Origin of the sequence: Virgibacillus salarius, assembly GCF_039521925.1 — a bacterium.
Taxonomy (GTDB): Bacteria; Bacillota; Bacilli; order Bacillales; family Amphibacillaceae; genus Virgibacillus; species Virgibacillus salarius.
In genome coordinates, this window is record NZ_BAAACY010000095.1 from 1 (window position 1) to 11,480 (window position 11,480).

Below are 11,480 nucleotides of genomic sequence, written 5' to 3' on the forward strand. Positions count from 1 at the left end.
ACTATCGGATGTGCTCTAGCTATGGCAAACAGGAAAGGACCGGGCTGGTTTTTGCCCGGTTTTTCTTAAATAACTAAGAACCCATAGTGTGTTAGCGAAGAAAGTAACGGTTCTTTCCTTTAGTTATACAAAAATAACTGCCGAGAAAAGTTCCTCGGCAACTATAAGTGAAGTATTAAGCATGAAGCAGTTTTAATGCTTCACGGTTAAATGCTGGAAGGTCATCGGGAGTTCGGCTAGTAACGATGTTCTGATCAACTACTACTTCTTCATCCTTGAAGTTTGCACCAGCATTTAGCAGGTCCTTACGAATTGACGTAAAACCAGTGATGTCTACATCTTTTAAAAGGTCCGTATCGATTAGAAACTGAGGTCCATGGCAAATGGCGAAGACTGGCTTTTTAGCTTCGATAAAGCTTCGGGCAAACGTGGCATTTCGCTCATCGATTCGCAATAAATCTGGTGAAAATCCACCAGGTACTAAAAGTGCATCATAGTCATCTGGCTTCACTTCATCAATTCCTTTATCTATCGTGAATGTTTTACCATTTTTACCAGTAATCTTTTTGCCAGCTTCTCCTTCGATTAAATCAACGGAATGATTTGCTTCTTTGAAATGTTGTACTGGGTCAGTTAGCTCAATCTCTTCAACCATATTAGTAACTAGTACAGCAATTTTTTTACTCATCAACACACACATCCTTTCTTCCTCTATTCTTTTTCATTACATGAATTATTTTAAAGGAGCATAAAACAACTGTGAAGTATGCACTTTTTTGTGCGGAGGTTACCTAAAGGTTACTTTTAATGACAAAAGGAATGGTATCGAAATACGGTTCATACATGATAGAATAATAGGAGCGATATAATTTACAAGGAATGATTGGAATTGAAAAAACAAATTTTAAAGAATGATTGGGAAGTGTTGTTACAGGAAGAATTTACAAAGCCTTATTATCAACAGCTTCGAGAATTTCTAAAAAAGGAATATGCTTCTAAAATAATCTATCCAGATATGAACGACATATTTAACGCTCTTCATTATACGTCTTTTGAAAGTGTGAAAGTAGTTATTTTAGGGCAAGATCCGTATCATGGTCCGAACCAAGCGCATGGACTAAGCTTTTCTGTAAATAAAGGAGTTGCTATACCACCTTCCTTAAAGAATATCTTTAAGGAATTGCATACTGATTTAGGTCATCCAATACCAGATCACGGATCATTAGTAAACTGGGCGGAGCAAGGTGTATTATTACTAAATAATGTATTAACGGTTAGACAAGGCGAGGCGCATTCTCATCAAGGTATGGGATGGGAGCAATTTACTGATGAAGTTATTAAATCATTAAACAAAAAGCAGGAGCCTGTAATATATATATTATGGGGAGGGGCCGCCCAGAAAAAGCGTGCTTTGATTGATACAAATAAGCATTATATTATTAAATCCCCGCATCCTAGTCCATTATCTGCATATCGAGGATTTTTTGGTAGCAAGCCATTTTCTAGAGCAAATAATCTATTAAAAGAAATTGGCAGAAAGGAAATCGATTGGCGTTTGAATGATTATATGTAGTGATTTAAATGTAGCTAGGGAAGGAGATAAATTAATGAGTGGGTGGGATCAGCAGTTAATTAAAACTTCTCGTGGCACATTTGAGGTGTTTTGTAATGGGGAAGGAACTCCTTTATGTGTAACGCATTATTATTCCGAATTTAATCATTCGGGGGACTATTTTGCTGATTCTTTTACGCATAACCATAAGGTTTACCTGGTAAACTTAAGGGATGCCGGGAATTCAGTAAAGGCAAGTCTCCCCTATCAGCTTAGTATGCTTTAGATAAGAGCAGGCAGAAACCGGAATGGTGATAGATTGTATCCTTTTCTGGTTTTTATTATATTCTAGGAAATTTTAAAATTTGCTCATGTAGATAAAAATGGTCGTATTGAGCCGCGTCCAGAGCGCAAGCGCCCAGAAACTAGGCGACTTCACGAATCGCCCTAATCTAAGTCATCATCGGCTCGCAAGCCCACCGTGCTTCCTTTATCTCCGTTGAATCGCTCCAGTTACTGCGTTTCTAATCGGGCGCTTGCGCTTTTGTTATATATGCACAATGCTCTGAGATGGAGGAGTAATCATAACGAATCTGATACAAAACGTGTTGCTTCAGTGGACTATCAATCTCTAATTTAGGATGTCCAAATGTTTTAATCCTTTGCATTCCAATACGCTCCATCACTTTTTCAGAGGGCTTATTTATCGTGGAGGTAAAAGCACAGATTTCATCCATGCGCAACGTCTGAAAAGCATAATCTAAACAAGTCTTAGCACCCTCAACTGCATACCCTTTTTTCCAAAACTGTTTATCTAATCGCCATGCAATCTCGATGGAAGACGACGTAACATCAGGCATATCTATGTCAGCCAGTCCAATAAAACCGATAAATTGATGATTTTTTAAGCGATCAACTGCCCAAATACCATATCCTTTTCCAGCTAAATCCTGTTCAAATTTATCTATTAACCAATCTGATCGTTCTTTCGTTAATGGTTTAGGGAAGTACTTCATAACTATAGGATCAGCATTCATGGCTGAAAATAAATCTTTGTCTGATTCCTGCCACCTTCTAAAGCCTAGTCGTTCGGATTGGAAAATATACTTGTTTTTCATGAATGATAACCCCCTTCATTTTGCAAATGTATATAGTATATCATTATTCATAAAAAAATAAATAGACATATAATTCAATATATTATCTTAACTAATGTATCTATATTTTTTAGTGGTAAATAGGTTATAGATCAACCTTATTCGAAAATAGCATAGAATAGGTCATTTGCTTTAAAGATGTTAGATATAAGGTTCCTTAGATTAAAGGTCATTGACGGTGGAAAAAAAGGGGGGTTGATATGGCGCAATTGAATGATAGGGAAATTGATCTGGAACAACCGATATTAGAAACGCCAAGACTCATTCTTAGGAAAATAATGGCCACAGATCTTTCCGCAATTCATGCCTTTACATCATTAGATGTAGTCACGCAGTATCTTCCATTTGATACACATCAATCACACGAACAGACAAAGCTATTTATCAATTTTGTATTGGATCAATATGATAATAATCAATTAGCTCCGTGGGGGATAGAGTTAAAACCTTATAAAAAGTTGATTGGCATGATTGAATACGTTTTTTGGGAACAAGAAAATGATACGGCAGAATTGGCCTTTGTCCTAACAAATACGCATTGGGGGAAGGGGATTGTTACCGAAGCTTGTCAGGAGGTGATTAAATATGGTTTTACAACCATGAAGTTACAGCGAATCCAGGCAAGGAGTTTCGTAGAAAATATTGGCTCCCAAAAAGTATTAGAGAAATGTGGATTAAAATTAGAAGGTATATTGAAAAAACGATTGTTTATAAAAGGAAAACATCGGGATATATGTATGTACGCGATTATTAAAGATGATGATAATCGTAAAACCAACTAATTTAGTAGTCTTTCAGAAGTATCCTTACTTCATAATAAGTACTCTTGCAAGAAGAGGGTGTGATAATAGCCAACCACTATTCCTATTTATTTAGAAAAAGATTACCGATATCCAGGCTGTCTTTCTTTGTAATCAATGAAGAAACATTCATCCATGGACTCTGAGGAATTAAAACAAAGTGCAAAAGGATTAAGTAAGTTAGATGTTATCGAAAGAGTAGGCCTATGATTAGGACAGAGATGCTGTCATCAATCGCAAGCATCATAGAACTGATTATCGTGCACCTCTGTCCCTGTCTACTAGGACACGGAACCGAAATCGTATCATTTGAATCAACCGTGTACCTATCGGTAAGTATGATGGTGGTGTAAAGTTCGGGGATTAGCCATCCCCTCCTACTTGATTTTAGATTTAATTTGGCGGCACAATCATTTGATCATCAAGTCTAATATCATCAATCGCCCAGAACCAATTATTTTTCGCATTATACATTCTCCATTTCAGTTTCATTGAAGAAGCTTCTTCAGGAACGTTAATTGATTTAACTTCATACTTATTTAAAACATGGCTGTTCCCATTATCAGAAGTGCTTTTGTTGTCATAAATAAGTACTTGCTGTTTTTCACCATTATCAAAAACTGCTGTTACTTCAGCTGTTTGTATTCCTTCTTGTTTATAATGAGAGGCAAATCCTAATGATAGGTTTTGATCACCTTTAACTTTTATAGAAGGTGACGTTAATGTACTATCAAAGTATCCGGTAGATGCTGGTGAACCATTATCATCCCACTCATCTGGGTCAGCAACGGCAATAACACCTTGTCCAAGATCAAAATCTTCACGTTCTTGTGTATCAGCTTTTGTCCAAAAATCTTTTGTAGTAAAGCTCCACCCTTGCCATTCTATTGTCCCAGCAGGCATATGGGAGCTATTGGTAATCGTCCACCCATTTGGAGTTTCGCTAGTCCAACCTAGAATTGAGTCAGGGATATCTTCATTAACTGCAGGTTTTAATGAAGACTGTAAATAATCAAAATTTTGTCCCAGCATCATGTTTACTAGAACTTGGACATCTTTTGATCCGATTTTTTGTTCACCTTCATAAGCTGTAACTGTGAATTCAGATGCACCTGAAATTGCTTCAGATGGGGTAGCTTTAACATTCAACGTCTTTTCTTCATAACCTGTAAGCTCATAAGCGATTTCATGATTTACCAATGTCCAGTCAGTAGGTGCATCAATCTTAATTTTTCCGTTTACACCTTTACTGCCATAGTTTTTCATCTTTACTTGAATGGATGTTGATTCACCATTCGTTACTAGAGTAGGAGAAGCTTGTGTTGATACCATCTCTAAAGCTTTTGTAGTTCCTTCAGTTTTTAATTTTGTTTTACTTGTGTTTCCAAATGAGTCCAGTGCTTGTATCTCAATTTCATACGTAGTACCTGGTTGAAGACCGTTTATTGGGAATTCTAATTTCTTAGGTATAGGATCATAATAGAAATTGGAAAACGCTTTGAAATCTGCATCATATTCTCCTGATTTTAAATTTTTGGCCTTAATTTGATATGAATGTACTAGCAAGTTATCAGTTGCCTGTGGAAATTCAATAGTTAAACTTCTTAATGTTGATTTTTCTTCTATGATTGATGCATCGGCTTTTGTTGGAAATACCGGATTTATATGGTCACGGTCTTCTGTATAGTTGAATTTATTTTTCTTAGCTGGGTATTTTATCACCCAAGGATCTCCTACCCAATTATCTTTATGGAAATCACGTTTCTTAATCACGACTTCATTATTATAAACCTCTACAACCATACCTTGGCTAATATCTCGATATCCTTGTGGATGAAACCCTTGAAGTTTCCCTGGTTCCAATTCCAAATAGCTGACGGAAGAGGTACCGACAGATGTAAAATCTTTTTGATGAATCGTTCTAGGATCTTCAAGTGGGTAATGAGAATGTCCAGAGAATGTAATTACTTGGGGGTATTCCTTCAATGTATCATATAGAAGTTCTTTATTTTCTTGGGTACCCCACAAATCACTTCCGTAAACTGTGTCTTTAATATGTTGATGTAGGAACACAAAAATCGGTTCTCCCGGGTTGTCCTTTTCTGCTGCCTCCAATTGTTTTTTCAGCCAGTTAATTTGATCAACCGTATACAAACCATGAGTGGTGCTGTCTTCAGGACTTAACGCAATAAAATGATAGCCATTTACTTTTTTGTGATAATAGATCGATTCCATTGCTGTTTTTTCCAAGAAACGAGTTTGTGCATCCTTAATAGATAGACCATTCCAATAATCGTGATTACCCATTGTAAACAAGGAATTGACGCCATCTTGTTTCTTTTCATTATAAATAGAGAAAAATTTATCATACTCTGTTTCATATCCGTAATCAGTCAAATCCCCTACCACAACAAAAGCATCCTGATCAGGGGCAACTTTGTTTAGTTGGTTCATCGCTGCTTTAAATTTCTCATCATCAACTGTTGAACTATTGTCAATATGCACATCACTTATTACAGGAAAAACAAGTTCTGGTTTACGATTGTTGTTTACTAAACTTGAAGATTCCGAGAAAGCTTGTGCACTAGAAAATGAAACTGTTAGTCCTAACGTAAGGGCTGCCAAAATTACCCAAAAGTTGCTCTTCGATTTCATGATAACATTCCTCCTATCACTAATTATTTCACTAGCTGGAAAATAAACTTTGTTTTATATAGTTATGATAATAAAAATTTAATAACACAATATAAAACCACTGTAAATTCAATGTAAAATAGCTGAGAGAGTATGTTTTAAGTTCACTGAATAAGTTGATGTTTATCTCATAATACGTTGGTATTTTCACATGATGACAAAAAAGGTAAATGAAAAGGCTGGGACAAAACACACTTCTTTACTCAAAATACGAATAATCATGTTATCAATAGGAGTGTCATCGCCGCACCGTGAAAATATACGCACTTTCCGCGGGTACGGCAACAGCTACCTTGGTAAAGAAAAACACGTTACCAAGTGGATCCTTCGGACTTGTACTGTTCCCGCTGGAGTCTCGCTTATTTCAGGTGCTAAATTTATTATTCTAATCAAAAAACGAACAATAATTAATTAAAATTAATTATTGTTCGTTTTATATTGTTTCTTCATTCTTTTGTCTCAGTCTCTTTTATATTGTTTCTTCATTCTTTTGTCTCAGTCTCTTTTATCTAGTTTCTTAACTACGGGGTCCATGCAAGTTTGCTTTGGATTATACGGTTTTTGCCACTAATCCGAAACAACGCTTATAAATCCACTGATAGTCTTTTTCGGTGAGATCACGTGGATTTCCTACTGTTTGTGGATCCTTCATGGCCTCTTTTGATAAACGCTCGATCATATCAGGTGAAACACCTTGCTCTTCTAAACTAGGAATATCTAAGTCTTCTGCTAAACGATAAACTTCATTGACTGCTGCTTTTGCTGCTTCTTCAGTTGTCATATCGAATGTGTTTGCACCTAGTGCTTGTGCGATACGTGCAAATTTGTCAGGATGTCCTTTCCAATTATATTCCATCACGGGTCCCATCATCGTAGCCACACATTGTCCATGGGCAACGGGAATAATACCGCCTAATGTTTGAGACATAGCATGTGCTGCTCCAGCTGATTCACTTCCATATGAAAGTCCAGCAAGCATGGCAGCTTGTGCCATCCCGTAGCGTGCCTCAATGTCACCACCATCAGCGTATGCCCGACGAATATATTTACCTACGTACTCTATTGCCAATAGTGCAACTGCATCTGTTACCGGCTGTGCAAAATGCATCGTATAGCACTCGATTGCATGAGCAAGTGCGTCAATACCTGTCATAGCTGTTACATGTGGGGGCATGGACACATGTAATTCAGGATCAAGAATGGTTAAATGTGCCGCAATTAATGGGCCACCTGTATTAAACTTAAATTCACGTTCTTCATCTGTTATAACAGCCCATTGTGTAACTTCTGAACCTGTACCTGCAGTTGTTGGAATGGTAGTTAATGGTGGAATACGATTTTCTAAAGGTTTCTTACCTTCGGCAGCTTCGTAATCTAGTACACTACCATCGTGTGTTGCTTCAACACCAATTCCCTTTGCTGTATCCATTGAACTACCGCCACCTACGGCTACGAGTCCATTACATGATTCTTCTGTAAATACCTTAGACCCTTCAGCGATTAAACGTACAGGAGGATTCGGCTCTACTTTATTAAAGACAACAACCTCAATTCCAGCCTCTTTTAGATGTTTCTCAACAGGTTCAGTTACCCCTGCTTTATAGATACCAGGATCAGTTACGAGAAGAACTTTGGTAACACCAAGGTTTTTAACTTCTTCACCAATATGTTTAATTGCTCCGATCCCATGCTTGATCGCTGTTGGGATTTCAAATGTATGGAATTTATGCATATGTTCAACTTTCATATTTAAACTCATCGACGATTCCTCCTAAGATTGAAATTTTATATTTAGAACCAATTTATTGCTTCTGGTTTTAAGTTTTGAAAGATATGCTTCGTTTCTTGATATTCTTCTAATCCAGCTCTGCCAAGTTCTCGGCCAATTCCAGATTGTTTAAATCCGCCCCAAGGTGCATGCGGAAAATATAGATTGTATTCATTAATCCAAACCGTTCCCATGCGCATCTTTGCTACGCAACGCTCCGCCTTAGCAATATCATTTGTCCATATGCCACCAGACAGACCGTAAATTGAATCATTGGCTAGATGAATAGCTTCTTCTTCTGATTGGAATGTTTCTACGGTAATAACAGGACCAAAACCTTCGTTTTGAACTACCTTCATATCCGTTGTACAATTTGTGAGTACGGTAGGAAGATAAAAGAAACCTTTTTGTAATTGAGGGTCACTTGGGCGATCTCCGCCAACCACAACGGTAGCTCCCTCCTGTTTACCAGTTTCCACATAATCAATAACTTTATTTAAATGCTCCTCAGAAATTAGCGGTCCCATTTGTGTTGCCTCATCAAAACCGTTACCTAGCTTAATGTCCATAACTCGTTTAACAAGTTTCTCAATAAACGCATCATGAACGCTTTCCTCAACAATTAATCTTGTTCCGGCAGAGCAAATTTGTCCTGCGTGAAAATAGACTGCATTTAGTGCTTGATCTACCGCTGTATCAAAATCAGCATCTGCAAAAACGATATTTGGGTTTTTTCCGCCAAGTTCAAGTGCTAAATTTTTCACGTTGGAACTTGCTGCTTGCATAATTTTCTTACCAGTTGCAATACCTCCAGTAAAGGAAATAAGATCAACTTCTTTATTAGCAGAAAGTTCAGCACCTACGGACTGTCCTGGTCCAAGTACTAAATTAACGACTCCAGCTGGAACACCTGCTTCCTCCATTAATTCAAACACCTTAACGGTAGTTAGTGGTGTAATCTCACTTGGTTTCATAATAAGTGTATTGCCTGCTACTAATGCAGGAGCAAGCTTCCAGGATGCTTGTAAGAGCGGATAATTCCAAGGTGTGATTTGTCCGCATACACCAACAGGTTCATGTACGACCTTACTTATCGTATTTGGAATTGGCGAGTCAATAATTTCTCCGCCATTTTTATCTGCTAGTTCAGCATAATAGTGAAAGACACCAGCAATATCCTCCATATCTCCACGACTTTCTTCAACTGTTTTTCCAGTGTCAAGTGATTCTAGCTTAGCTAATTCCTCTTTATCTCTTTCAATGAATTGAGCAATGGTCCTAACAATGTGCCCTCTTTCTGTTGCTGGTGTTGTTGCCCATTCCCCAGAATCAAATGCCTTTCTTGCAGCTTTAATGGCTGTCTGTGTGTCAACTTCATCACTTTCCGTAACTGTAGCAATGACTTCTTGATTAAAAGGATTAATAATGTCTCGAGTAGCATTTGTCTTTGATGCTACCCATTCACCATCAATATAATTTCGTTTGCAGTCCAAAGGGAAAACCTCCTCCATCGTTAAGTTTGTTAAATATTTATTTAACGTTTTGAACAAAACTAATGTAACATGTTGCTTTATTGTTGTCAAAGTGAATACGTATAATTGTTAATATGAGAATTTAGTTATAGAAACTGCTGAAGTAGTAAGCGGTTTTCTTTTTAATGTATGGGTTTAATTAAAAATACACTAAACTTTTCTTATTATTATTTGACATATTTCGAGGATACGTTACCATTAAGTTTGTAAAATAAATTCTTAACGTATTAAATTTTTTAAAAATAGGAGGTGACGGAATGGCGGCTTCAAATGATGACATGGCTAGGGAGAAGCTGGAAGAGGCAAAGGGATATGTCATTGAAACTATCGCCGAAACGATGGATGTTTATGGTGTAACACCAGCTGCAGGAAAGCTTTATGCAACGATGTATTTTAAGGATCAAATGAATCTCGATGAAATGCGAGAGGAACTTGGGATGAGTAAGCCAAGTATGAGCACAAGTGTAAGAAAGCTACAAGAAAATGAGATGGTTAAAAAGAAATTTCAACGTGGATCTCGTAAACATACGTATGCGGCCGAAAAGAATTTCTTCCATTCGTTTATGTCTTATTTTTGTCAATTATGGGACCGAGAGGCAAAAATGAACATGGAGGCAATTAAACAGGCTGAATTTGAATTAGATCAAATTTTTGAAGATGAAAATGTATCAGCAGAGCTAGTTGATGAAGCACGTAAAATTTATGAGCTGCTTGATCAGTCAAAAATATATTACCGCTGGCTTGAACGGTTGGTAGCAAGCATACGATCAGAAGAGATATATGAGTTTTTACCAAAAGATCCAGACGATAAAAATACGTGATGGGAGAGGATTAGACAATTTATGCGTTTCATTAAAAGTAAACTTCTACTAATAGGATTAGCATTCGTCGTTGTATTAGCAGCATGTGGAGAAAGTGCAGAGTCAGATAAAAAAGGTTCCGGAGATGCCAAAGAGGATGGAACTGAGAATAAAGGTACCATTGAAATGGCACAGATCAATTGGGCTGAAAATATCGCTGTAACCAATATGTGGAAAGTTATTTTGGAAGATCAGGGCTATGAAGTTAATTTGAAATTGCTTGATATGGGTACAATTATGAAAGCATTGGCAGAGGATGAATTGGATATTAATCTAGAGGTATGGCTACCAGTTCAGGATCAAGCCTATCTGCAAGAGTATAAAGATGAGGTTTTCTTTTCAGAAGAAACTTGGTATGATAACGCAAAAGTTGGTCTTGTTGTCCCAAAATACTTAGAAAACATGAATAGTATAGAGGATCTAAATAAACATGCAGACATGTTTGAAGGTGAAATTACCGGGTTTGATCCAGGGGCAGGTACGATGGAAGTAACAGAGGATTTAATTAAAGAATACGATCTTGATTATGAATTATTGCCAAGTTCTGAACCAGCTATGATAACGGAAATTGCAGAAGCTATTAAGAATGAAGAACCAATTGTTGCACCGCTTTGGAGTCCGCATCGTGTCTTCTCACAGTATGATTTAAAATACCTGGAAGACCCCAAAGAGGTTTATGGTGGCGTAGAAAAGATTCATCATGCAGCTCGTCAAGGATTTGCAGAAGATTTTCCAAAAGTTAGTAAGTGGATGAAAGATTGGAAAATGGATGATGATTCCATTGGGGAATTAATGACCTATGTCAAGGACGCTGATGAACCGATTGATGGTGCTAGGAAATGGGTCGAAGAAAATCAAGATTTAGTCAATCAATGGATAAAGGAATAGGAATAACATCCAAAGGGAGCACAAGTGTGGCTCCCTTTTTTATAAGTTAAGAAAGTATAAAATCAGTGCAATGACTGCGTTAAGCCAAGTAGTTATTTTGAAATGGTTGATGTATATTGGCAATGCTCCGACGAATTACTTCGCTTTCCGCGGGCACGGCCCATAGCCGTCAAGCTAATAAAAAAGAAGTATGGTGCAATGAAAATATAAACATATTTTTCCAGTCTAG

The 11,480-nt window shown here is 37.2% G+C and carries 9 protein-coding genes and 1 pseudogene; 5 read left to right on the plus strand and 5 right to left on the minus strand.

The window, feature by feature from the left end:
* Positions 1-175: 175 nt before the first annotated feature.
* Positions 176-688 carry a type 1 glutamine amidotransferase domain-containing protein gene (locus ABDZ84_RS12290; protein ID WP_321134003.1) on the minus strand — a complete coding sequence of 171 codons (513 nt, stop codon included), beginning with the start codon at positions 686-688 and terminating at the stop codon, positions 176-178.
* Positions 689-889: 201 nt separating this feature from the next.
* Between ABDZ84_RS12290 and ABDZ84_RS12295 the strand changes: the two genes are divergently transcribed.
* Positions 890-1,573, plus strand: a complete 684-nt coding sequence (locus tag ABDZ84_RS12295) for a uracil-DNA glycosylase (protein ID WP_166530366.1) — start codon at positions 890-892, stop codon at positions 1,571-1,573.
* A 34-nt stretch (positions 1,574-1,607) separates the two neighbouring features.
* A pseudogene (locus ABDZ84_RS12300) lies at positions 1,608-1,835 on the plus strand (alpha/beta fold hydrolase); the annotation flags it as partial.
* Positions 1,836-2,076: 241 nt separating this feature from the next.
* Here ABDZ84_RS12300 and ABDZ84_RS12305 read toward each other — a convergent pair.
* The gene (locus tag ABDZ84_RS12305; RefSeq protein ID WP_080668603.1) at positions 2,077-2,670 is read right to left on the minus strand and encodes a GNAT family N-acetyltransferase; all 594 of its coding nucleotides are present in this window, start codon (positions 2,668-2,670) and stop codon (positions 2,077-2,079) included.
* Between the two features lie 239 nt (positions 2,671-2,909).
* On the opposite strand from ABDZ84_RS12305, the gene ABDZ84_RS12310 reads away from it, so the two are divergent.
* Positions 2,910-3,491 carry a GNAT family N-acetyltransferase gene (locus ABDZ84_RS12310; RefSeq protein ID WP_051388227.1) on the plus strand — a complete coding sequence of 194 codons (582 nt, stop codon included), beginning with the start codon at positions 2,910-2,912 and terminating at the stop codon, positions 3,489-3,491.
* 411 nt (positions 3,492-3,902) lie between these two features.
* On the opposite strand, the gene ABDZ84_RS12315 is transcribed toward ABDZ84_RS12310, so the two are convergent.
* From ABDZ84_RS12315 to betB, 3 genes are all read right to left on the minus strand, one after another.
* Complete coding sequence (locus ABDZ84_RS12315) at positions 3,903-6,164, minus strand: metallophosphoesterase (protein WP_080668604.1); 2,262 nt, start codon at positions 6,162-6,164, stop codon at positions 3,903-3,905.
* A gap of 589 nt (positions 6,165-6,753) precedes the next feature.
* A complete protein-coding gene (gbsB, locus tag ABDZ84_RS12320) occupies positions 6,754-7,962 on the minus strand; it encodes a choline dehydrogenase (protein ID WP_026679728.1) in 1,209 nt (402 codons plus the stop codon).
* A gap of 32 nt (positions 7,963-7,994) precedes the next feature.
* Entirely contained in the window at positions 7,995-9,482 is a 1,488-nt protein-coding gene (gene betB / locus ABDZ84_RS12325; protein WP_425542123.1) for a betaine-aldehyde dehydrogenase, read from the minus strand.
* A gap of 278 nt (positions 9,483-9,760) precedes the next feature.
* Between betB and cudC the strand changes: the two genes are divergently transcribed.
* Positions 9,761-10,324 carry a choline uptake/conversion transcriptional regulator CudC gene (gene cudC, locus ABDZ84_RS12330; RefSeq protein ID WP_026679730.1) on the plus strand — a complete coding sequence of 188 codons (564 nt, stop codon included), beginning with the start codon at positions 9,761-9,763 and terminating at the stop codon, positions 10,322-10,324.
* Positions 10,325-10,345: 21 nt separating this feature from the next.
* Entirely contained in the window at positions 10,346-11,251 is a 906-nt protein-coding gene (locus ABDZ84_RS12335; protein ID WP_026679731.1) for a glycine betaine ABC transporter substrate-binding protein, read from the plus strand.
* Positions 11,252-11,480 lie beyond the last annotated feature (229 nt).